This window comes from Agromyces allii (assembly GCF_009749385.1).
Taxonomy (GTDB): domain Bacteria; phylum Actinomycetota; class Actinomycetes; order Actinomycetales; family Microbacteriaceae; genus Agromyces; species Agromyces allii.
Map to the genome: position 1 here is coordinate 298,887 of NZ_WBIN01000001.1, position 22,422 is coordinate 321,308.

24 protein-coding genes are annotated in these 22,422 nt (G+C 71.8%); 13 read left to right on the forward strand and 11 right to left on the reverse strand.

What is annotated here, in order from left to right:
- Nucleotides 1-41 precede the first annotated feature (41 nt).
- The 3 genes from GQR16_RS01310 to GQR16_RS01320 all read left to right on the forward strand — a co-directional run bounded on the left by GQR16_RS01310 (nt 42) and on the right by GQR16_RS01320 (nt 2,237).
- Nucleotides 42-851: a patatin-like phospholipase family protein gene (locus GQR16_RS01310; protein WP_157413337.1), complete on the forward strand. Its 810-nt coding sequence runs from the start codon at nt 42-44 to the stop codon at nt 849-851.
- Nucleotides 852-888: 37 nt separating this feature from the next.
- The gene (locus GQR16_RS01315; RefSeq protein ID WP_157413338.1) at nt 889-1,290 is read left to right on the forward strand and encodes a PIN domain-containing protein; all 402 of its coding nucleotides are present in this window, start codon (nt 889-891) and stop codon (nt 1,288-1,290) included.
- Between the two features lie 299 nt (nt 1,291-1,589).
- Nucleotides 1,590-2,237, forward strand: coding sequence for a hypothetical protein (locus GQR16_RS01320; RefSeq protein ID WP_157413339.1), 648 nt, complete (start codon nt 1,590-1,592; stop codon nt 2,235-2,237).
- Nucleotides 2,238-2,279: 42 nt separating this feature from the next.
- On the opposite strand, the gene ychF is transcribed toward GQR16_RS01320, so the two are convergent.
- The 3 genes from ychF to GQR16_RS01335 all read right to left on the reverse strand — a co-directional run bounded on the left by ychF (nt 2,280) and on the right by GQR16_RS01335 (nt 5,529).
- Nucleotides 2,280-3,353 carry a redox-regulated ATPase YchF gene (gene ychF / locus GQR16_RS01325; protein WP_157413340.1) on the reverse strand — a complete coding sequence of 358 codons (1,074 nt, stop codon included), beginning with the start codon at nt 3,351-3,353 and terminating at the stop codon, nt 2,280-2,282.
- Nucleotides 3,354-3,456: 103 nt separating this feature from the next.
- Complete coding sequence (locus GQR16_RS01330) at nt 3,457-4,722, reverse strand: glycosyltransferase (protein ID WP_157413341.1); 1,266 nt, start codon at nt 4,720-4,722, stop codon at nt 3,457-3,459.
- Between the two features lie 27 nt (nt 4,723-4,749).
- Nucleotides 4,750-5,529, reverse strand: a complete 780-nt coding sequence (locus GQR16_RS01335; protein ID WP_157413342.1) for a class I SAM-dependent methyltransferase — start codon at nt 5,527-5,529, stop codon at nt 4,750-4,752.
- 66 nt (nt 5,530-5,595) lie between these two features.
- Between GQR16_RS01335 and GQR16_RS01340 the strand changes: the two genes are divergently transcribed.
- Entirely contained in the window at nt 5,596-6,213 is a 618-nt protein-coding gene (locus GQR16_RS01340) for an exonuclease domain-containing protein (RefSeq protein WP_157413343.1), read from the forward strand.
- 57 nt (nt 6,214-6,270) lie between these two features.
- Entirely contained in the window at nt 6,271-7,728 is a 1,458-nt protein-coding gene (locus GQR16_RS01345) for a DNA recombination protein RmuC (RefSeq protein WP_157413344.1), read from the forward strand.
- On the opposite strand, the gene GQR16_RS01350 is transcribed toward GQR16_RS01345, so the two are convergent.
- The 6 genes from GQR16_RS01350 to GQR16_RS01375 form a co-directional block, all read right to left on the reverse strand.
- Nucleotides 7,729-8,064 (reverse strand): hypothetical protein, encoded by a 336-nt coding sequence (locus GQR16_RS01350; RefSeq protein WP_157413345.1) that lies wholly within the window; start codon nt 8,062-8,064, stop codon nt 7,729-7,731. It abuts the gene before it with no gap.
- An 11-nt stretch (nt 8,065-8,075) separates the two neighbouring features.
- Entirely contained in the window at nt 8,076-8,387 is a 312-nt protein-coding gene (locus tag GQR16_RS01355) for a hypothetical protein (protein ID WP_157413346.1), read from the reverse strand.
- Nucleotides 8,388-8,470: 83 nt separating this feature from the next.
- Nucleotides 8,471-8,860 (reverse strand): VOC family protein, encoded by a 390-nt coding sequence (locus GQR16_RS01360; protein ID WP_157413347.1) that lies wholly within the window; start codon nt 8,858-8,860, stop codon nt 8,471-8,473.
- A 95-nt stretch (nt 8,861-8,955) separates the two neighbouring features.
- Entirely contained in the window at nt 8,956-10,341 is a 1,386-nt protein-coding gene (locus GQR16_RS01365; RefSeq protein WP_157413348.1) for an MFS transporter, read from the reverse strand.
- Between the two features lie 46 nt (nt 10,342-10,387).
- Nucleotides 10,388-11,389, reverse strand: coding sequence for a class II fructose-bisphosphatase (gene glpX, locus GQR16_RS01370; RefSeq protein WP_425482608.1), 1,002 nt, complete (start codon nt 11,387-11,389; stop codon nt 10,388-10,390).
- 146 nt (nt 11,390-11,535) lie between these two features.
- Nucleotides 11,536-12,528: a fructose-bisphosphatase class II gene (locus GQR16_RS01375; RefSeq protein ID WP_170298388.1), complete on the reverse strand. Its 993-nt coding sequence runs from the start codon at nt 12,526-12,528 to the stop codon at nt 11,536-11,538.
- 111 nt (nt 12,529-12,639) lie between these two features.
- Here GQR16_RS01375 and fbaA point away from each other — a divergent pair, with 111 nt between their 5' ends.
- A complete protein-coding gene (fbaA, locus tag GQR16_RS01380) occupies nt 12,640-13,671 on the forward strand; it encodes a class II fructose-bisphosphate aldolase (protein WP_157413350.1) in 1,032 nt (343 codons plus the stop codon).
- 11 nt (nt 13,672-13,682) lie between these two features.
- Nucleotides 13,683-14,318 (forward strand): DUF6264 family protein, encoded by a 636-nt coding sequence (locus GQR16_RS01385; protein WP_157413351.1) that lies wholly within the window; start codon nt 13,683-13,685, stop codon nt 14,316-14,318.
- Between the two features lie 95 nt (nt 14,319-14,413).
- On the opposite strand, the gene GQR16_RS01390 is transcribed toward GQR16_RS01385, so the two are convergent.
- The gene (locus tag GQR16_RS01390) at nt 14,414-15,460 is read right to left on the reverse strand and encodes a 4-hydroxy-3-methylbut-2-enyl diphosphate reductase (RefSeq protein ID WP_157413587.1); all 1,047 of its coding nucleotides are present in this window, start codon (nt 15,458-15,460) and stop codon (nt 14,414-14,416) included.
- Between the two features lie 130 nt (nt 15,461-15,590).
- Between GQR16_RS01390 and xseA the strand changes: the two genes are divergently transcribed.
- The 6 genes from xseA to GQR16_RS01420 all read left to right on the forward strand — a co-directional run bounded on the left by xseA (nt 15,591) and on the right by GQR16_RS01420 (nt 20,889).
- On the forward strand, nt 15,591-16,919 hold the full coding sequence (gene xseA / locus GQR16_RS01395; RefSeq protein ID WP_157413352.1) for an exodeoxyribonuclease VII large subunit: 1,329 nt from the start codon (nt 15,591-15,593) through the stop codon (nt 16,917-16,919).
- Between the two features lie 10 nt (nt 16,920-16,929).
- On the forward strand, nt 16,930-17,184 hold the full coding sequence (locus GQR16_RS01400) for an exodeoxyribonuclease VII small subunit (RefSeq protein ID WP_157413353.1): 255 nt from the start codon (nt 16,930-16,932) through the stop codon (nt 17,182-17,184).
- Nucleotides 17,184-17,828: a DUF4245 domain-containing protein gene (locus GQR16_RS01405; protein WP_157413354.1), complete on the forward strand. Its 645-nt coding sequence runs from the start codon at nt 17,184-17,186 to the stop codon at nt 17,826-17,828. Before GQR16_RS01400 ends, GQR16_RS01405 begins: the two co-directional genes overlap by 1 nt.
- Nucleotides 17,829-17,916: 88 nt before the next feature.
- A complete protein-coding gene (locus tag GQR16_RS01410; RefSeq protein WP_157413355.1) occupies nt 17,917-18,570 on the forward strand; it encodes a carbonic anhydrase in 654 nt (217 codons plus the stop codon).
- Between the two features lie 107 nt (nt 18,571-18,677).
- Nucleotides 18,678-20,093 (forward strand): class II fumarate hydratase, encoded by a 1,416-nt coding sequence (locus tag GQR16_RS01415; RefSeq protein ID WP_157413356.1) that lies wholly within the window; start codon nt 18,678-18,680, stop codon nt 20,091-20,093.
- Between the two features lie 169 nt (nt 20,094-20,262).
- Nucleotides 20,263-20,889: an MSMEG_1061 family FMN-dependent PPOX-type flavoprotein gene (locus GQR16_RS01420; RefSeq protein ID WP_157413357.1), complete on the forward strand. Its 627-nt coding sequence runs from the start codon at nt 20,263-20,265 to the stop codon at nt 20,887-20,889.
- Nucleotides 20,890-20,976: 87 nt separating this feature from the next.
- Here the strand turns inward: GQR16_RS01420 and phoH2 are convergent, their stop codons facing one another.
- Nucleotides 20,977-22,356 carry an RNA 5'-3' helicase PhoH2 gene (gene phoH2, locus GQR16_RS01425; protein ID WP_157413358.1) on the reverse strand — a complete coding sequence of 460 codons (1,380 nt, stop codon included), beginning with the start codon at nt 22,354-22,356 and terminating at the stop codon, nt 20,977-20,979.
- Between the last annotated feature and the right edge of the window lie 66 nt (nt 22,357-22,422).

Sequence of the window (22,422 nt, forward strand, 5' to 3'; positions counted from 1 at the left end):
CCGCACAGAGTCGCCCCATCCCGCCGCGGTATCGTCGCGGCATGCAGAACGAGCAGCCGGATGTCGCCGCGAGCGACGATTCGACCCTCGGACTCACGCTTAGCGGCGGCGCGTCGTTCGGCGCCGCACACGTCGGCGTGCTGCAGGAGCTGGCCGAACGCGGCATCCGCCCCGGCATCGCCGTCGGCACGAGTTCGGGCGCGCTCGTCGCGGCCGCCTACGCGGCCGGATTCGACGCCGAGCAGATCGCGCGGGCCACGCTGACGTTCCGCTGGCGCGAGATCGCGACGTGGTCGTTCGCACCCCGCCTGGCGCTGCTCGACACCGGCGTGCTCGACGCGTCCGTGCGTCGCGTGTTCGGCCGCGATCCGCTGATCGAGGAGCTGCCGCGCCGATTCGCCGCCGTCGCGACCGATCTGCGCGCGCGAAAGGCCGTCACGCTCGACACCGGCTCGCTGAGCGCCGCCCTGCGCTCGACCATCGCCGTGCCCGGCCTGCTCTCCCCTGTGCGCCGCGACGGCGTGTGGCTCGCCGACGGCGGCATGATCGACAACGTGCCGGTCTCCGCCGCGCGCGAGCTCGGCGCCGCACGCGTCATCGTCGTGCGCCTGCACGCGAAGTTCGAGAATGTTCGCATGATGCGCACCGTCAACCGCACCGCCGACCTCGTGCGCGACCCCTCGGTCGTGCTCATCCAGCCCGAGATGCAGGGCATGGCGCAGTGGACGATGGCCGACGCGCCCCGCCTCATCGCCGAGGGGCGGCGGGCGGCCGCCGCCGCGCTCGATGCCGCCGCGCTGCGCGACGTGCCGTTCGAGTCGCCCGCGATGCTCGCACCCGCCCTCGCCTGAGGTTCCCCGCGGCCGGTCGACCTGCGACCATGGGCGCATGACGCGATATGCCATCGATGCGGAGGCCGCGCTGCAGATCATTCGCGACGACCTCGCCGTTCACCCCGGCCACCAGCTCGTCGCCCCTTCCGTGCTGCGCTCGCACGTGCTCTCGCAGCTCTACCGCGACGTGCGCGAGGGCCGACTCGAGGAGCGCGCGGGCCGCGACCAGCTCGAGCGGCTCGCCGAGCTGAAGATGCGGCTCCTCGGCGACCGGGTGTCCCGCTCCACCGCGTGGAAGCTCGCCGCGCGCCTCGACTGGAGCGACACGACGCTCGCCGAGTACCTCGCCGTCGCGACCCTCCAGGCCGACGCGCTCATCACCGCCGACCCCCGCCTCATCGTCGCGGCCGAGGGCCTGGTGCCGCTCGCGACGCTCGACGACCTGAGCCGCGCCTGACGGCCACGTCCGACCCGCTGCTCCGCCGACGCCGGCGTGCGCAACTCAGGAGATCCGGCAGCATCCCCAGCGTGTCGCCGGCAACGCACGGCGCGCCGCCCGCTTCATCCGGAGTTGTGCACGAACACGTACCGCCGCTCTGACGGGCGGTCGCGTCCGTCACCCTCGACCGGCTTCATCTCGGATCGTCGCGTCGACGCGCGCGACCATTTCAGATACGGCGGCGCGGCACAACCCCTTGGCCGTCGGGCGACCCTGCGCGTTGAATGACGGGATCGCCCCCGAAAGGTGGAACACCCATGGATTCGAGCATCTGGATCTGGATCGTCGTCGCGATCGTCGTGATCGCGATCATCGTCGTCATCGTCGTGATCACCACGTCACGTCGCCGGACCGAGGCCAAGGTCGAGGCGGAGCGTCGACGCGCGGCTGAACTGCGCGAGAAGGCGGAGAACACCGCCCGCGACGCGCGTGAACAGGCGGCCGCCGCCTCGCAGGCGGAAGCCGACCGCCTCGCCGCGCAGTCGAACGCCGCGCAGGCCGAGGCCGATGCCGAGCGCGCCCGGCTGGACGCCGACCGTCTGGCCCGCGAGAGCGCCGACCGCCGCGAGCGAGCCGCGAGCCTCCAGGAGGAGGCCGACCGCCACGCGAGCCGCGCGGCCGAGGTCGATCCCGACAGGCCTGCCGCCGCCGATCATGCCGCCGCGACGACACCGGCTGCGGCTCAGCCCGACACCACGCCTCGCGCGACGGGCGGCCACGCCGCCCCGCCCATCGACGACGGCCGCACGGAGGCCCGAGCCGCGGCATCCGATGAGAACCCGGCCACGCCCGTGAGCGCGCGCCGAGCCGATCGAGACCCCCGGACCGACACGGACACGGGCATCGACACCGGCGCCGAATCCCGAACCGGGACGCCGCGCAGCACGGACGGCTCCGGCATCTGAGCCCGGCCATGCCGGGGCCCGGTCACGCCCCGAGGGCCGAGGTCAGACGTTGAAGCGGAACTCCACGACGTCGCCGTCCTGCATGACGTAGTCCTTGCCCTCCATGCGGGCCTTGCCCTTGGCACGGGCCTCGGCGACCGAGCCGGTCTCGACGAGGTCGGCGAAGGAGATGACCTCGGCCTTGATGAATCCGCGCTCGAAGTCGGTGTGGATCACGCCGGCCGCCTGGGGGGCCTTGTCGCCCTTGTGGATCGTCCACGCGCGCGACTCCTTGGGGCCGGCCGTGAGGTAGGTCTGCAGGCCGAGCGTGTCGAAGCCGATGCGGGCGAGCTGGTCGAGGCCCGACTCCTCCTGGCCCGTCGAGGCGAGGAGCTCCGCAGCGTCTTCGGGGTCGAGGTCGATGAGCTCGGACTCGATCTTCGCGTCGAGGAACACGGCCTCGGCCGGGGCGACGAGCGCTGCGAGCTCGGCCTTCTTCGCGTCATCGGTCAACACGCCCTCGTCGACGTTGAAGACGTAGATGAACGGCTTGGCCGTCAGCAGGCCGAGCTCCTTCACGGGCGCGAGGTCGACGGATGCCGCGGAGAGCGGCGTGCCCTTCTGCAGCACCTCCTCGGCGGCCTTCGCGGCCTCGAGTACCGACGGGTCGAGCTTCTTGCCCTTGATCTCCTTCTCGTAGCGCGGGATGGCGCGCTCGAGGGTCTCGAGGTCGGCGAGGATCAGCTCGGTGTTGATGGTCTCCATGTCGGCCTTGGGGTCGACCTTGCCGTCGACGTGCACGACGTCGCCGTCGCTGAAGCCGCGCACGACCTGCGCGATCGCGTCGGCCTCGCGGATGTTGGCGAGGAACTTGTTGCCGAGGCCCTCGCCCTCCGACGCACCGCGCACGATGCCGGCGATGTCGACGAACGACACGGCGGCGGGCAGGATGCGCTCCGAGCCGAAGATGCCGGCGAGCACCTCGAGGCGCGGGTCGGGCAGGTTCACGACGCCGACATTGGGCTCGATCGTCGCGAACGGATAGTTCGCCGCGAGCACCTGGTTCTTGGTGAGGGCGTTGAAGAGGGTGGACTTGCCGACGTTGGGCAGGCCGACGATGCCGATAGTGAGAGCCACGGGGGTCTATCGTACCGGTGCTGCGCTCTGCGGCCTCATTCCGGGCGGTCGCGGCCCGATCCGAGCGGATGCCGCGTGCAGGCGCCTCCGCTTCAGCGCCGCGTCAGCGCGCCCGGCGTCCGACCTCGGCCAGCCCCTCGAGCTCCGCGAGGAGCACGCCCGAGTCGATCTCGGCCCGGATGCGTTCGCCGAGCGAGGCGGCCGCCTCGCGGTACGACGGCTCGAGGAGCACGTCGAGCACGGCCGTGGCGATCGCCGAGGCATCCGATCTCGGGGAGATCACCATCGCGGCGCCGTGCCGCGCTGCACGGGCCGCGTTCTCGGGCTGGTCGCGGCCGAGTGGGATGCAGAGGGCGGGAACGCCCGCGGCGAGCGCCTTGATGAGCGTGCCGTGCCCGGCGTGGGTGATCACGAGCGCGGCCTTCGGGATCAGCTCGGCGTGGGCCGCAGATCGCACCACGAGGACGTTCGGCGCGGACGGGATCTCCGCGGGGTCGATCGCGGGGCCCGTGGTGATCACCGCACGCACGGGCAGCGACGCGAGGGCACGGGAGATCCGCGCGAGCAGGTCGGCCTGCCGCATGTACGAGCTCGAGAGCCCGACGACCACGAGCGGTGCCTCGCCCGGCGGCAGCGCCAGGCCCGGGCGGTCGGCCGGGATGTCCTCGAGCACCGGCCCGACGTAGCGCACGTTGGGCGCGTCGGGCGGCGGGTCGTCGAACGCCGAGCCCGTGAGCACGAGCACGCGGTCTGCGTGATCCCACTGCTCGCCGGGGTTGCGGACCGGCGCGAGGCCGAGCTCGGCGCGGGCCGCGTTGACCGGGCCCATCCCGGCACGGGCGGCCGCCGTCATGAGCGCGTACGCCGCGCGGTCGCGCGTCCGGCCCAGCGCGTTGTGCGCGGGCGCGAGGCCGAGGCCGAACGGCGGGCGCGCGCGCGAGGGCTGCAGGTACACGCTCCCGACGAGCAACCCGGTCGGCATGCCGCGCGCCTCCGCGCCGATGAGCGCGCCGAGGAGCAGGCCGTCGACGAGGACCGCGTCGAACGGCTCGGCGTCGAGCGCAGCCACGACGTCTGCGGCGAAGCGGGCGGCCGGGCCGGTCATGAGGCGATCGCGCACCCGGAGCAGCGCACCGAGCTGCGTGCGGCACTCCCAGTCCTTCAGCACGTCGTCTTCGAGGGCCGTCGACCTGCGCTGCGGCGCGGTCGGCCAGGTTCGATGCACGGCCCCGGTGGCGGCGATCGCGTCGGCGAGGGTCGGATCGCCCAGGACCACGACCTCGTGACCTCGTTCGACGAGCAGGCGCGCGACACCGAGGTTCGGCGGGGTCGCTCCCCCGCCGTCCCAGACGGCGAGCAGGTAGCGCATGGTCGTCCTCCTTCGCACCGCCGCGATTCAGCCCAGCCGCGCCCTGAAGCCGCGGGTGAGGTACGGCACCTCGAGGTCGACGGCGCCCGCGACATCCGGATGCGTGTTCAAGAGCACCTCGAGCGCGGCGATGGTCGCCGCCTGCTCGTCGGACGACGAGGTGATGAAGTACGAGCGCGAGCGCACGAGTTCGAGGAACCTCGCGCGCGACATCCGCTCGGACCAGGCGACCGTGTGCTCCTCGATCGGCCCGAACGGGGCGCCGATGTTCACGTACGCCTCGAAGGTCGCGCTCGCGTCGTGCCGCTCGTGCATGATCTCGCCCGCCTCGCGCAGCCAGTCGGCGCGCAGGTCGCGGCTGTTCCAGACGAGGCCGAGCACGCCGCCCGGGCGGAGCACCCTGGCGATCTCGGGCAGCGCGCGCTGCGGCTCGAACCAGTGCCACGCCTGCCCCGCGACGACCGCGTCGAACGAGTCGTCGTCGAGCGGGATCTCCTCGGCCGTGCCGAGGATGCGCGGTACACCGGGCACGGCCAGCTCCAGCTCGTCGAGCATCTCCTCGACCGGGTCGACCGCGATGACGTCGCGATCGAGCGCGACGAGCGCCTCGGTCAGCTTGCCCGTGCCGGCGCCCAGGTCGAGCACCTGCTCGGCATCGCCGATCAGCCAGGCGACGGCCTCGGTCGGGTAGCCCGGCCGCGAGCGATGGTAGACGGATGCCGCGGCGCCGAAGGATCTCGCCGCCTCGACGGTCGCCGGGGCCGCCGGGTCTCCGAGGGGCGGCGCAGCATCGGGAGACTCGGTCATGCCGCCATTCCACGCCCGCGGCGAGGCATCCGTCAACCGTCGGAGGCACATGGCACGATGCATTCCGTGCCAGTGGACTTCACCGCGATCGACTTCGAGACCGCCAACCCGTCGAGCGCCTCGGCCTGCTCCGTCGGACTCGTGAAGGTCCGAGACGGCGTCGTGGTCGATCGCCTGCACCGCTACATCCGCCCGCCGTTCCCCCACGACGAGTTCTCGGAGTGGAACGTGCGCGTGCACGGCATCACGCGCGACATGGTCGAACGCGAGGCAGGCTGGGCCGAACTGCTGCCCGTGTTCCGCGACTTCGCGGGTGCCGACGTGCTCGTGGCGCACAACGCCGGATTCGACATGCGCGTCATCGCGGCGACCACCGAGGCCGTCGGCCTCGACGTGCCGGACCACCGCTCGCTCTGCAGCCTGCAGGTCGCGCGCAAGACCTACCACCTCGAGTCGTACCGGCTGCCGGTCGCGGCGATGGCCGCGGGCTTCGAGGGCTTCTCGCACCACGATGCCCTCGCCGATGCCGAGGCCTGCGCCGCCATCATGGTGCACGCCGCGGCCCGCCACGACGTCGACGACCTCGACCGGCTCGCCCACGTGACGCGGGTGGCGTTCGGCGCGATCGGGCAGGCCGCGACCGCCACGCGCAAGGCGACGCACGGCCCCATGGCGCTGCAGTAGCGCCCACGCCGAGCGCTGCGACGGGCGATGTCGGCGGCCGCTGTCACACTTGGCGGCATGGAGATCCTGCTGCTGGTCATCGGCCTCGTCGTCGGCATCGCGCTCGGCGCGCTCGCCACGTGGTTCCTCGCATCCAAGCGTGCGACGGATGCCGCGGCCGGCGTCGTCCCGACCGAAGACCCCGCGCTGGTCGAAGCCCGACACCAGGCCGCGATCGCCGCCCTCCAGGCCGGCGGCTCGGCCGAGCAGGCGCGCATCCGCGCCGAAGAGCAGCACGTCCAGGCGCAGCTCCGCGCCGAGCTCGCCTCCGTCGAGGCCACGACCGTCGGCCTTCGCGAGCAGATCGAGTCGGCACGCGCCCAGTACCGCGAGATCGTCGAGCGCCAGCGCGCCGAGCAGCAGCAGCGCGAGTCGCGAGAGGCCGCCGACAGCAAGGTGCTCCAGGCGCTCGCGCCCGTGAAGCAGACCATCACCGAGATGCAGGCCAAGGTCACCGAGCTCGAGACCCAGCGTCACCGCCAGCACGGCGAGCTCAGCCAGCAGCTGCGCATCGCGGCCGAGAACGAGGAGCGCCTGCGCTCCACGGCCGAGACGCTCGCGTCGGCCCTGCGTTCGAACAGCACGCGCGGCGTGTGGGGCGAGACCCAGCTCCGCAGCGTCGTCGAGGCCGCGGGCCTGCTCGAGCGCGTCGACTTCGACACCCAGCACTCGATCAGCACCGACGCGGGCGCCGGCCGCCCCGACATGGTCATCCACCTGCCCGGCGGCAAGAACATCGCCGTCGACGCAAAGGTGCCCTTCAACGCCTACCTCGAGGCCAGCCAGATCCCGCTCACGGCGGTCGGCGCCGAGGCGGCCCGACGAGAGTCGCTCATGAAGCAGCACGTCAAGGCCGTGCGCGACCACATCACCGCACTCGGCGGCAAGACCTACTGGGCCGGGCTCGGCGCCTCGCCCGAGATGGTCATCGCATTCATCCCGAGCGAGTCGCTCGTCTCGAGCGCGCTCGAGACCGACCCCGCCCTGCTCGACTACGCCTTCTCGAAGCGCGTCGCGCTCGCCTCCCCCGTCACGCTCTGGTCGGTGCTGAAGACCGTCGCGTTCAGTTGGCAGCAAGACGTGCTCACGAAAGAGGCGAAGACGCTCTTCGACCTCAGCCGCGAGCTCTACGCGCGCCTGTCGGTCACCGCAGGCCAGATCGAGAAGCTCGGCCGCACCATCGAGCGCACCGTCAAGGACTACAACGCGTTCGTCGGTTCGCTCGAGACCCGCGTCATGCCCACCGCGCGCAAGCTCAAGGCGCTCGACGAGACCAAGGTGCTCGCGCAGCTCGAGGGCATCGAAGAGAGTCCGCGCGAGCTCACCGCCTACGAGTTCACGTCGGCCGCCACGGCCGAGACGGCGGCGATCGAGACCGGGGCCGGCGAGGCGGACGTGATCGATGCCGAGCTCGACCTCGGCACCGACGACGCGAGCTTCATCGCCGACATCGATCCCGAGATCCGCTCGATCTGATCAGTCGCGCCGGTCCTTCCCGCCTCGATCGGGTCGACCGGTCGGCAGTCGCAGCGGTCGCAGGCGCACGACGTCGTCGACGACCTCGAGCTCCGCGGGGCCGTCGGCACGCAGCACGGCGGGCGCATCCGCGAAGCGCAGTCGACTCGCGTCGCCGTCACCGACCTCATCGAGCAGCACCCTGCGACGGGCCCGCTCGCCTTCGTGCGCCGAGCGTTCGTCGTCCTCGCCGACGAAGGTGTGGCCGTACACGGCCCGTCCGGTGTCCGGATCGAACAGCACGCTCGTGCGCTGGCGTTCAACGGTGTCGTCGCTGCTTGCGGTCTCATCGAACATGGTCCGGCTCCTCACCAGAAGTTCCGCGAGACGCGCCCGCGAGCGTACGAGTTGAAGACGAACATCCGCACGCTGACGCTCGTGACGCCGTCGCGTGCGACCACCGGCGGTCCGTTGTCGCCGAAGTCCTCGACCCCCGAGTCGCTCACGACCTGCGAGACGCCGAACCGCGCGAACGTCCCGTCGTCGTCATCGATGCTGTTGACCGAGGTGAGGGCGACCTCGACGATCGTCCGACCGGGGTGCGTGACCTGGTACGTCCAGGTGTGCGTGTACACGCCCCCGCTCGACGCCCACGGCGAGTTCAGCTTCTGTCCCAACATGCGGCCGGTCTACGCCTGATTTCGGCCGTCCGGCTGAGGGCTGTCCCTGAGTTCCGGCACGAACCTCGCCCGAGGTCTGGGCTTCAGCTCTGGATCAGGCTCAGCACGTTGCCCGCCGGGTCGCGGAACCAGCAGATGTCGGGGCCCTGGCCGGTCTTCGAACCCCACGCGATGCCCCGCTCGTCGGTGCCGAACGAATGCGGATCCGCGTAGATCTTGGTGACGACGCCCTGTGCGTTCAACGCGTCGACCGCGGCGCCGATGTCGGGCACCACGATGTTCAGGATGGTGAAGGTCGCGGGCTGGTGCTGGTCCTTCGGGTAGACGAAGACGCCCTGCCCCGACGGCAACGAGAACTGCAGGCCGCCCATCTCCTCGCGCACGTCGAACCCGAGCACGTCGCCGTAGAACGCCCGTGCGACACCGACGTCGTCGACGCTGAAGCCGGGGAACGCGTCGTTGATCTCCACCATGAGAACCCTCCCTGTTCGCGCCCACCCTCGCATACCGGCCCGCCGCCCGTCGAGGGGGTTGCGCACGATACGCGCACCGGCCCGTCGCGCGGCCGTCAGTCGCGCGACGGCTCGCCGTCTGGTGCGCGTGGATGGGTCTCGTCGACGGGGGCGGCGAACCCGGCCGCCGCCTCGGCCCCGGTGACGACGCCCACCGCCTCGGTCGGCGGCGACGAGTCGAGCGGATGCGCGAGCTCGTCCTTTCCGAGGCGGGCGATCGCGAGCGTGGCGAACGCGATGAACGGCGGCACGAGCCCGGCGATGAGGAACGCGGGCGCGAGCCCGATGGCCTCGCCGACCGGTCCTGCGACGGCCATCGAGACGGGCATCAGCGCGAGCGAGACGAAGAAGTCGAGACTCGAGACCCGACCGAGCATCGACGGCGGCACCCGGCGCTGCAGCAGGGTGCCCCAGACGACCTGCGCACCGTCGAAGAGCACCCCGACGAGGAACAGCGCGATCACCATCACCCAGAGTTGCGAGGTGTAGCCGATGATCGCGAGCGGGAGGCATCCGACCCCCCACGCCAGGATCATGAGCGTCAGGTAGCGCCGCGGCAGGCGGAACGAGGCCACCGAGAGCGAGCCGACGGCGCCGCCCACACCGAATGCGGCGAGCGCGAGCGCGAACGCACCGGCTCCTCCGCCGGTCTGGTCCTTCACCGCGAAGGGGAGCAGCACCTCGATCGGCCCCATGATGATGAACACGAGGATGATCGAGAAGACGAGCGTGGCCAGCAGCCACTTCGTGCGCACGAGGTAGCTGAAGCCGTCGCGCAGGTCGATGAACGACTGGCGCACGGGGTGCCGCACGACCTCGTTCGGGTCGCGACGCACGGGGGTCGTGCGCATGATCGCGAGCACGACCGCGGCGACGACCTGCATCACCGCAACGGCTGCGAACGCCAGCCACGGCCCCTGCAGCGCGATGAACGCGCTCGCGAGCGCGGGGCCGGCGGCCTGCATGACGGCGGGCCGCAGCACGCCCTCGATGCCGTTCGCGGCGAGCAGTTGGGATGCGGGCAGGAGCGCCGGCAGCCACGCCGAGTAGGCGGGGTAGAAGAAGCCGTCGGCGACGCCGAGCACGAAGGAGATCACGGCGATGTGCCAGACCTCGATGACGCCCGTCGCGGCGAGCACGGCGGCGGCCGCGAACGCGAGCCCCCGCACGACCTCGACCGTGATGAGGATGCGGCGCTGCGGGATCCGGTCGGCCGCGACGCCGCCGATCAGCACCGCGAGCACCAGGCCGAGACTCGAGCCGACGGCGACGAGCGAGAGGTCGATGGGCGTGCCGCCGAGTTCGACGACCTGCCACACCGCCGCCACGAGCCATGCGCCCGCCGAGAGCAGCGACGCCGCGAGGGCGAGCGCGAGCAACCGGTACTGCGCCCCCTCGAAGGGGCGCAGGGCGCGCGGCAGCGATCGGCTTCGGTCGGTCATGCCTCCATTGTCGGCCGCACCACCGGCATCGGCGAGCGCCGAACGGTCAACGGTCGGCGTCGTCCAGCCACTTCTCCACGAGGTGGTCCGCCACGATGCGGCGGATGGTGCCCGACTTGCCGCGCAGCACGATCGACTCGGTGCGGATGATCGGGCCCTTCTTGCGCACGCCCTCGAGCAGTTCGCCGTCGGTCACGCCGGTGGCCACGAAGAACGTGTTGTCGCCGCGCACGAGGTCGTCGAGCTCGTACACACGGTCGCAGTCGAGTCCGGCGGCCTCGCCGCGCGCACGTTCGGCGTCGTCCTTCGGCGCGAGGACGCCCTGCATGAATCCGCCGAGCGCCTTGATCGCGCATGCGGTCGTGATGCCCTCAGGGCTGCCGCCGATGCCGACGCACATGTCGATGCGCGACTCGTAGCGGGCCGCGTTGATGCCGCCGGCGACGTCGCCGTCGCTCATCAGGCGGGTTCCGGCCCCGGCCTCGCGGATGTCGGCGATCAGCTGCTCGTGGCGGTCGCGGTTCAGCACGGCGACGCGCAGCTCGCCGACGTCCTTGCCCTTGGCCGCGGCGAGGGCCCGCAGGTTCTCGCCGATGGGCCGGCGGATGTCGACGACGCCGATGCCCGTGGCATCGGTCACGATCTTGTCCATGTAGAACACCGAGGACGCGTCGAGCATGGTTCCGCGGTCGGCGACCGCGATGACCGAGAGCGCGTTGTGGCGGCCCGCGGCCGTGAGCGAGGTGCCGTCGATCGGGTCGACCGCGATGTCGCAGGCGGGCCCGCGCCCGGTGCCGACGCGTTCGCCGTTGAAGAGCATGGGTGCGGCGTCCTTCTCGCCCTCGCCGATGACGACGACGCCGTCGAAGTTGACCGTGCCGAGGAAGGCCCGCATCGCGTCGACCGCCGCCCCGTCGGCGCCGAGCTTGTCGCCCCGGCCGATCCACGGGTAGGAGCGGATCGCCGCGGCCTCGGTGGCCCGCACGAGCTCGAGCGCGATGTTGCGGTCGGGGTGCAGGTAGAGGCTGTCGTCGGCAGGGGTCATCATCATCGGGCGGTCCTCCGGTTCGTGCGCCCGGCCCTGGGTGGCCCCTCGCGAGCCGAGGATCCGTGCGCGCTCACCGTCAAGCCTAGGCACGCACCCCCGGTTTCCGGCGGTTTCTGCACGAACGTGCGCCGAAAGAACCTCGATTCTTAACCGTCGGTCAAGGCCGCGGTCACCAGGTCGGGGCTCGCGCCGTCGACGAGCACGAGGTCGGTGCGGGCGGGCGCGAGCGCGCACGCGGTCACGGGCGAGATCACGACGAGGGCGGATGCCGCGCACAGCCCGGCGAGCACGACTCCCCCGGCAGCGACGAACCCGCGCTCGACGGCGTCCTCGGCGAGCCCGGCCGTGTAGCCGGCGATGCGCGCCCGCTCGGCCGTGGACTGCGGCGCGAACCGTGCGAGCATGACGCCGCCGTGCGCGCGCACGATCGCCGCCTCGAGCAGCCCCTCGGGCGCACCGCCGATGCCGAGGAGCAGGTCGAGGTCGCCGCCGGGCGCTGCGGCGTGCGCGACGCGCTCGATGTCGCCGTGCTCGAACTCGTGCAGGCTCGCACCCGCCGCGCGCACGGCGTCGGCGACGGCCGTGTTGCGGGGGCGCCGCTGCACCGCGACGCGCAGAGTCGAGACCGGGCGCCCGTGCGCGGCCGCGAGCCGGTCGAGGTTCTCCTCGACGGAGCGGTCGAGCGCGAGGCCCGGGTCCGCGCTCGCCGCGCCCGCGGGCCGCTCGGACCTGGCGTGCACGAGCTTGTCGAGGTAGAAGGCCGGCCCGGGGTCGGCGTACGAGCCGCGCGGGGCGACCGCGAGGATCGCCATGGCGCCCGGGCGCCCCGCCGCCGCGAGACGAGTCCCGTCGACCGGGTCGACGACGAGGTCGAGCGCCGGGCCGACGCCGGTGCCGAACCGCTCGCCCGGGTGCAGCATGGGCGCGTCGTCCTTCTCGCCCTCGCCCGAGACCACGCGGATGTCGGCGGGCACGCCCGCGAGCGCGATGCGCAGCGCGTCGACGGCCGCAGCGTCGACCGCGTCGCCGTCGCCGCCGCCCACGAGCGGCCGGGCCGCATCGGCCGCGGCACGCACGGCCACGAGCAGTGCGTCGCGCAGGGCGGAATCGAACGGCGAGGGCGGGGAGAACCGGGTCACCGACCCATCATCGCCCAGCCCGCGGCATCCGCACGCCTCGTGACGCACGTGAGCACTCCTCGCGACCTCGGTAGACTCAGCATGAATCCTGTTGCCTTCCGAAGGAGCGCCATGCCCATCGCAACCCCCGAGCAGTACGCACAGATGCTCGACACCGCCAAGGCGAAGGCATTCGCCTTCCCGGCGTTCAACGTCTCGTCGACGCAGACCCTCAACGCGGTGCTGCAGGGCCTCACCGAGGCCGGCTCCGACGGCATCATCCAGGTCACTACCGGCGGCGCCGACTACTTCGCCGGCCACACGGTCAAGGCCCGCGCCACGGGCGCCCTCGCGTTCGCCGCCGCCGCGCACGAGATCGCGAAGAGCTACCCCGTCACGGTCGCCCTGCACACCGACCACTGCCCGAAGCCCGCGCTCGCCGACTTCGTGCTGCCCCTGCTCGAGGCGTCCGAGGCGGCCGTCGCGGCCGGCGGCAACCCGATCTTCCAGTCGCACATGTGGGACGGCTCGGCCGTGCCGCTCACCGAGAACCTCGAGATCGCGCAGGAGCTCCTGCCCCGCATGAAGGCGATCAACGCCGTGCTCGAGGTCGAGATCGGCGTCGTCGGCGGCGAAGAAGACGGCGTGAAGCACGAGGGCTCGAACGACGCGCTCTACACGACGCTCGACGACGCGATCGCGACCGTCGAGGCGCTCGGCCTCGGCGAGCAGGGCCGCTACATGGCCGCCCTCACGTTCGGCAACGTGCACGGCGTCTACGCGCCCGGCAACGTGAAGCTGCGCCCGTCGCTGCTGAAGGACATCCAGGACGGCCTCGCCGCCAAGTACGGCACCGGCCCGAAGCCGCTCGACCTCGTCTTCCACGGCGGCTCGGGCTCGACCGACGCCGAGATCGCCGAGGCCGTCGCGAACGGCGTCGTGAAGATGAACATCGACACCGACACGCAGTACGCGTACACGCGCGCGGTCGCCGACTACATGCTGAAGAACTACGACGGCGTGATCAAGGTCGACGGCAGCGTCGGCAACAAGAAGCTCTACGACCCCCGCGCCTGGGGCAAGGTCGCCGAGACCGCCATGGCCGCTCGCGTCGTCGAGTCGACCCGCCAGCTCGGCTCCGCCGGCAACTCGATCTCGGCGTAGGGCGCGATCAGATGACGCACGACGAGGCCGCTCGCACGACCGGAGCCGCAGGGCAGGATTCGCCCACGACTCCCCCGATCGACGAGCGGCCTCGTCCGCGGTACGGCGAGTACGCGCCCGAAGGGTGGACCTGGCAACCGCCGGTCGACCCGAAGGCGGTTCCGGATGCCGCGGCCGACGCCGCGACGACCGGACCGTCCGCGGCATCCGCCCCCGCACCCCTCGCGGCCCCCGTCGCGGGGCAGGCGACCGCCGCCGCCCCGCCGCGGGATCGCCTCTGGACCATCGCGCTGCTCGTCTTCGGCGTGTTCGGCCTGTTCTACAACATCATGGCGCTCGTGCAGCTGCCCGCGACGGCGCTCGAATCGGCGAAGCTCTCGTCGCAGATGCTCGGCATCGACGGGCCGACCTCGTTCACGCCGGGCCCTGCGGTGCCGTCGATCATCGCGACCGGCGTCGTGCTGCAGATCGTCCTCTGGCTCGGCGCCCTGCTCTGGTCGCGCGCACGCCTGCGCGCCCGGCGGCTCTCGTGGTGGATCCCGCTGGTCGCGGGCGTCGCCGCGTTCTTCGTCGTGACGATCGTCGGCATGCTCGTGTTCGCGAGCGACCCCGACTTCCTGGCCTCGCTCAGCACGGCGAGCGTCTAGACCCGGCCCTCCGGGCCGAGCACCCCGAGACAGCACGACGCCCGCGGCAGAACGGATCTGCCGCGGGCGTCGGTGTCTCTGTCGACGGATGCCGATCAGGCCGGCGGTGCCGTTCGGGTGCGCCCGCCGAGCGCGCGCTCCTCGCGGTTGCCGGCGAGATCGCGACGCAGCTCCTTCGGGAGCGAGAACATCAGGTCCTCTTCGGCGGTCTTCACCTCGGTGACCTCGCCGTAGCCGGCATCTGCCAGGGCCTCGAGCAGTTCGTGCACGAGCTCCTCGGGAACGGATGCGCCGCTCGTGACGCCGACCGTGGCGACGCCGTCGAGCCACTCCTGCTTGACCTCGCTCGCGTAGTCGACCCGGTAGGCGGCCTTCGCGCCGTACTCGAGGGCGACCTCGACGAGGCGAACGCTGTTCGAGGAGTTCGCCGAGCCGACGACGATCACGAGCTCGGCATCCTGCGCGACCTTCTTGATCGCGACCTGGCGGTTCTGGGTGGCGTAGCAGATGTCGTCGCTGGGCGGGTCGGCGAGGTTCGGGAACCGCTCGCGCAGGCGGCGCACGGTCTCCATGGTCTCGTCGACCGAGAGCGTCGTCTGCGAGAGCCACACGACCTTGTCGGGGTCGCGCACGTCGATGTTCGGCACGTCGTCGGGGCTGTTCACGATGGTGACGTGGTCGGGCGCCTCGCCCGCGGTGCCCTCGACCTCTTCGTGGCCCTCGTGGCCGATGAGCAGGATCTCGAAGTCGTCGCGTGCGAAGCGCACGGCCTCGCGGTGCACCTTCGTGACGAGCGGGCAGGTCGCGTCGATCGCGTGCAGCCCGCGGTCGGAGGCCGCGTTCACGACGGCCGGCGAGACGCCGTGCGCGCTGAAGACGATGTGGGCGCCCTCGGGCACCTCGTCGACCTCGTCGACGAAGATCGCGCCCTTGGCCTCGAGCTCGGTCACGACGTGGATGTTGTGCACGATCTGCTTGCGCACGTACACGGGGGCGCCGTAGTGCTCGAGGGCCTTCTCGACGGCGATCACGGCGCGGTCGACGCCCGCGCAGTATCCGCGAGGGGCGGCGAGCAGCACGCGCTTGTGTCCGAGGACGGGGATATCCTTGAGCCGGCCGCGCAGGCCGGGCACGCGGGGCATGCCGAGGCCGATTCTGGGGGTGGTGGTCGTCACCCGCCCAGTCTACGTGCGCACGGCTGGGCACCCGCCGACCACGGCCCCGTCGATCGCACGAACCCGAGCCACGCCGACCGAACCTGAGGAGAACACGATGACGGATGCCACGGCGACCCGCGACGCCCCGTGGCCGGTCTCGACGCTCTCGAACAAGCTGAAGGACTGGATCGAACGACTCGGCATGGTCTGGGTCGAGGGCGAGATCACGCAGTGGGGCGGTTCGGGCGGCAACGTCTACGGCAAGCTGAAAGATCTCGAGGCCGACGCCACGATCTCGTTCACGATGTGGTCGTCGGTGCGCGCGAAGCTCACCGAGCAGTTCAAGCAGGGCGACCACGCGGTGCTGCTCGTGAAGCCGACGTGGTGGGTCAAGGGCGGCTCGCTCTCGTTCCAGGTGTACGACATGAAGCACGTCGGCCTCGGCGACCTGCTCGAGCGCCTCGAGCGCCTGCGCGCCACCCTCGCCGCCGAGGGCCTGTTCGCGGCGTCCCGCAAGCGACCCCTGCCGTTCCTGCCCGGAGTCGTGGGCCTCATCACCGGGCGCGACAGCGACGCCGAGAAGGACGTGCTGCGCAACGCCCGCCTGCGCTGGCCCGCGGTCGAGTTCCGCACCGCCTACGCGACCGTGCAGGGCGACCGCACGCCGACCGAGGTGGTCGCGGCGATCCAGAAGCTCGACGCCGACCCCGAGGTCGAGGTCATCATCATCGCTCGCGGCGGCGGCGACTTCCAGAACCTGCTGGGCTTCAGCGACGAGCGAGTGGTGCGCGCGGCCGCGGCGGCGACCACCCCGATCGTCTCGGCCATCGGGCACGAGGCCGACCGGCCGCTGCTCGACGAGGTCGCCGATCTCAGGGCCTCGACCCCGACCGATGCCGCGAAGCGCGTGATCCCCGACGTCGGCGAAGAACTGGCCCGCGTCGACCAGGTGCGCGCGCGCCTCGGCATGCGCCTCTCGTCGATCCTCACGCGCGAGATCGACCGCATCGGGCACCTGCGCATGCGGCCCGTGCTCGCCGACGGCACCTGGATCGTCGACCGCCGGGCCGAGGAGCTCACCCGCTGGGTCGCCCGCGGCTCCGAGCTCGTCGACCGCCACATCGAGCGGCAGTCCTCGCGCATCGGCGAACTCCGCGGGCACCTGCGCGCGCTCTCGCCGCAGGCGACGCTCGACCGCGGCTACGCGATCGTGCAGGGGCCCGACGGGCACGTGGTCAGGGGCCCGGCCGGCGCGCCCGCCGCGACCCGGCTCACGGTCACGCTCGCCGACGGCACGATCGCGGCCGACTCGCTCGGCGCGCTCGACGCGGGGGCGACGCCGCACGCACCCGACGACGCGCTCGACGACGCGCTCGAGCCCACGACCTCCACCGCCGCCCGGCGCGTGACGGCGGCCGACGAACCTGTCAGCGGCGCCGAATAGAATGGCGCCCATGCCCCCCACCACGGATGTCTCCGAGCTGAGCTACGAGCAGGCGCGCGACGAACTCGTGCAGGTCGTCTCCGAACTCGAGCAGGGGTCCGCGACCCTCGAGCACTCGCTCGCCCTCTGGGAGCGCGGCGAGGCGCTGGCCGCGCGCTGCGAAGAGTGGCTGGTCGGCGCGAAGGCCAGGCTCGACGCGGCACGCACTGCGGCGGCGACGGGCGCGAACGGCCGCGCCGCGGCATCCGACGAGGGAGCGCTCTGATGGCCGAACCCGGCCAGGGGCCGATCGTCGCCGAGCTCGGCCGCCCTGAGACCCCGCAGGAGACGGCCGCCCGCAAGGCGAAGAACTCCCGCGAGTACCGCGAGCGCAAGACGGTCAGCAACCTCGTGTACGCGCTCGTGGCGTGCGTCGCGGTCGTCGTGGTCATCGTGCTCGCGGTGCCGCGCGGCGATCAGCCCCTGCACCCCGACATCGACGTCCCGGCCATCGCCGCGCAGGCCCAGGCGGGCAGCGACGGGCCGCTCGCCGTGCCCGACCTGCCCGACGGCTGGAGCGCGAACGCCGCCGAGCTGCGCCGCAGCCAGACCGACGGCATCACCGCCTGGTACACCGGCTACCTGACCCCGAGCGACGAGTTCATCGGGCTGTACCAGGGCCTCGACGCGAACGCGACGTGGTCGGCCGAGCTGCTCGCGCGCACGCTCGCGACGGGCACCGTGCAGATCGACGGCGTCGACTGGACCATCTACGACAACCGCGATTCGACCGACGACCTCGGCAACGCACGCTACGGCCTCGTCACCGAGGCGGGCAGCACGGTGTTCGTGCTCGTCGGCACCGCGACCGACGCCGAGTTCGCGACCCTGGCCGCCGCGATCGCCGACACCGTGCAGGCGCAGCAGTGAGCTGCGCCGACGGCGCCCGCCGCGCGGCACCCCGCACCTCCGCACGCACCATCCGCTGAGCACCGCCCCATCTTCACGAGGAGCCGCTGTGACCGAATCCCCCGCTCGTCCCACCTCACCGGCCGAGACCTGGCGCGAACTGCGTCGCGGCAACGTGCGCTTCGTCTCGGGCAAGCCCCAGCACCCGCACCAAGACGTCGAGCGGCGCGCCTCGCTCGCCGAGGGCCAGCGCCCGCTCGTCGCGATCTTCGGCTGCAGCGACTCGCGGCTCTCGGCCGAGATCATCTTCGACGTCGGCCTCGGCGACGCCTTCGTCGTGCGCAACGCCGGCCAGGTGATCTCCTCGTCGGTCGTCGGCTCGCTCGAGTACGCCGTGGGCGTGCTGAACGTGCCGCTGATCATCGTGCTCGGCCACGACGCCTGCGGTGCGGTGGGCGCCGCGATCACCTCGCAGACGGCCGACGCCGAGCAGCTGCCGCCGCACATCGCGAGTCTCATCTCGAGCATCATCCCCTCGGTGCGGCGCGTCGCCGGCGGCGACCCGGCGGCACCCATCGACTCCTCGAAGGTCGACGCGGGGTTCGTCGGCCGTGAGCACCTGCGCTCGTCGGTTTCGCGCCTGCTCGAGGAATCCGAGATGATCAGCGACGCGATCGCAGCGGGTACGCTGGCCATCGTGGGCGCGAACTACCGCCTCTCCGAGGGACTGGTCGACACCGACGTCGTCGTCGGGCAGATCTGACAGCCGTCAGAACCGCCGAGTCCGACCAGACGCCCGCCCGAGGCATCCGCCACACACATCCCGCCCGCTGCACGAGCTCCACGGGCACGCGAACCGGAAGGAACACCTTGGTCGACAACACCGCCGACTACCGCATCGAACACGACACGATGGGCGAGGTGCGGGTTCCCGCGGCCGCCCTGTACCGTGCGCAGACCCAGCGCGCCGTCGAGAACTTCCCGATCTCGGGCAAGGGACTCGAGCCGGCCCAGATCGCCGCGCTCGCGCGCATCAAGAAGGCCGCCGCTCAGGCCAACGCCCAGCTCGGCGTGCTCGACGGCGCGATCGCCGACGCGATCGTCGCGGCCGCCGACGAGGTCATCGCCGGCACCCACGGGTTCGTCGAGCACTTCCCGGTCGACACGTACCAGACCGGCTCGGGCACCTCGTCGAACATGAACATGAACGAGGTCCTCGCGACCGTCGCGACGCAGAAGCTCGGTGCCGAGGTGCACCCGAACGACCACGTCAACGCGTCGCAGTCCTCGAACGACGTGTTCCCGACCTCGGTGCACATCGCCGTCACCGCCGCGCTCATCGACGACCTGATCCCCGCGCTCGACCACCTCGCCGTGGCCCTCGAGGCCAAGGCCGAGGCGTGGGCCGAGGTCGTCAAGTCGGGCCGCACGCACCTCATGGACGCCACGCCCGTCACGCTCGGCCAGGAGTTCGGCGGCTACGCCCGCCAGATCCGCCTTGGCATCGAGCGCGTGCGCACCGCCCTCCCCCGCGTGGCCGAGGTCCCGCTCGGCGGCACCGCCGTCGGCACCGGCATCAACACCCCCGCCGGCTTCCCGCAGCTCGTCATCGAGATCCTGCAGCGCGAGACCGAGTTGCCGATCACCGAGGCGGCCGACCACTTCGAGGCGCAGGCCAACCGCGACGGCCTTGTCGACGCATCGGGCGCGCTGCGCACGATCGCCGTGAGCCTCACGAAGATCTGCAACGACATCCGCTGGATGGGCTCCGGCCCCAACACGGGTCTCGGCGAGCTGCACATCCCCGACCTGCAGCCCGGCTCGTCGATCATGCCCGGCAAGGTCAACCCCGTCATCCCCGAGGCGGTGCTCATGGTCGCCGCGCGCGTCATCGGCAACGACGCCACGGTCGCCTGGGCCGGCGCCTCGGGCTCGTTCGAGCTCAACGTGCAGATCCCCGTGATGGGCACCGCACTGCTCGAGTCGATCCGCCTGCTCTCGAACGCGTCGCGCGTGCTCGCCGACAAGACCGTCGACGGCCTCGAGGCCAACCTCGAGCGCCTCACGGCCCTGGCGGGCATGTCGCCGTCGATCGTCACGCCGCTCAACAAGCTCATCGGCTACGAGGCCGCGGCGAAGATCGCCAAGCACTCGGTGAAGCAGGGCATCACCGTGCGCGAGGCCGTCGTCGACCTCGGCTACGTCGAGCGCGGCGACCTCACCGAGGAGCAGCTCGACACCGCGCTCGACCTGCTCTCGATGACCCGCCCGCCCCAGGCGAAGTAGTCGCACGGGCGATTCGATCGAACCGGATGCCTCGGGCCGCACGTCGGCCCGAGGCATCCGTCGTCTCGTCCGCTCCCGAGGGCAGGCAGGCTCGAACCTTGCGGGTTCTGACCGGAGTTCGACGGTGGAGCCCGCGACGTGCGCAGAGGTCCGGGCGTAGGTTGGCGGTATGGATCACGGAGGCACGCCCATCACGTCGGTCGCCGAGCTCGAGGAGCTCGTCGGCACTCCGCTGCCGGCCGTTCGCGACAAGTCCCGACCGTTCCTGCACGACATCGACCGGCTGTGGCTCGAGGCCTCGCCGCTCTGCTTCGTGGCGACGGCCGATGCCGCCGGCAACCAGGACGTCTCGCCCAAGGGCGATCCGGCCGGATTCGCGATCGTGCTCGACGAGCAGACGATCGCGATCCCCGAGCGCCCCGGCAACCGGCGGGCCGACGGGTTCCACAACCTGCTCGAGAACCCGCGCATCGGCCTCATCTTCGTGATTCCGGGGCGCGGCGACACGCTGCGCGTGAACGGCACGGCGCGCGTCCTGCGCGACGCCCCGTACGCCGAGCACATGCGGGTACGCGGTCACGTGCCGAGCCTCGTCGTCGAGGTGGCCGTCGAGGAGGTCTTCTCGCACTGCTCGAAGGCGTTCCTGCGCTCGCAGGCCTGGGTTCCCGAGAGCTGGCACCCCGATGCTGCGCCGCCCCGTGCGGTCATCGCGAAGGCGCTCGAGCGCCCCGACGACGACCTCGCCGTCCTCGAGGAGTACTACGGCCCGTCGTACGCCGAGAAGATCTACGGCTGACGGTCGACCTTCACGGCGGATGCCGGTGGCAGGTCGCCCGCCACCGGCATCCGCCGTTCGAATCGAGGATTCGGCCGATTCGACCGATCAGGCGAGCTCGTTGCCGTCGAGCATCTCGCTGACGAGCGCCGCGATGGCCGAGCGCTCCGATCGCGTGAGCGTGATGTGCGCGAACAGCGGGTGCCCCTTCAGCGTCTCGATGACGGAGGCGACGCCGTCGTGGCGACCGACGCGCAGGTTGTCGCGCTGCGCGACATCGTGGGTGAGCACGACGCGGGAGTTCTGCCCGATGCGCGAGAGCACGGTGAGCAGCACGTTGCGTTCGAGCGACTGGGCTTCGTCGACGATGACGAACGCGTCGTGCAGCGAGCGCCCGCGGATGTGCGTGAGCGGCAGCACCTCGAGGATGCCGCGGTCGACGACCTCGTCGAGCACGTTGTCGGAGACCACCGAGCCGAGCGTGTCGAAGACCGCCTGCCCCCAGGGGTTCATCTTCTCGCCCTGGTCGCCGGGGAGGTACCCGAGCTCCTGCCCGCCGACCGCGTAGAGCGGGCGGAACACCATGATCTTCTTGTGCTGCTGCCGTTCGAGCACGGCCTCGAGTCCGGCGCAGAGCGCGAGCGCCGACTTGCCGGTGCCGGCTCGTCCGCCGAGCGAGAGGATCCCGATCTCGGGGTCGAGCAGCAGGTCGATCGCGAGGCGCTGCTCGGCCGAGCGGCCGTGCAGGCCGAACACGTCGCGGTCGCCGCGCACGAGCCGCACCTCGCGCTCCCCCACGACGCGGGCGAGCGCCGACCCGCGATCCGAGTGGATGACGAGCCCGGTGTTCACGGGCACGCCCTCGACCTCGGCGACCGAGAGGTGCTCGTGCTCGTAGAGCTTGGCCATGTCGTTGGAGCCGAGCGTGAGCTCGCTCATGCCCGTCCAGCCGGAGTCGAGCGCGAGCTCGGCGCGGTACTCCTGCGCGTCGAGGCCGATCGAGGCCGCCTTGACGCGCAGCGGGAGGTCCTTGGAGACCACGGTCACGGCGACGCCGTCGTTCGCGAGGTTCGCGGCGCACGCGAGGATGCGCGTGTCGTTGTCGTTCAGCTGCAGGCCGCTCGGCAGCACGGACATGCTGGAGTGGTTGAGCTCGACACGCAGCGATCCGCCCTCGCCGACCGGGATCGGGAAGTCGAGCCGCTCGTGCTCGATGCGGAGTTCGTCGAGGATCCGCAGCGCCTGGCGCGCGAAGTAGCCGATCTCGGGGTCGTTGCGCTTGGCCTCGAGCTCCGTGATCACGATCACCGGCAGCACGACCGAATGCTCGGCGAACCGGAACAGCGCCTTCGGATCCGACAGCAGAACCGAGGTGTCCAACACGTAGGTGCGCTCGTCCTGCGCGACGCCGTGGGGCGATGCGGCATCGGGTCGCTGCTGGCGACCGGTGGACGTTGCGTCGGACTGGGAGGTTTCGAGTGAGGCCACGACCGCTCCTGCCCCGAGCGTTTCCGCTCGGCTCTCGCGCCGGCCGGCGAATCCTCCTACACGAGC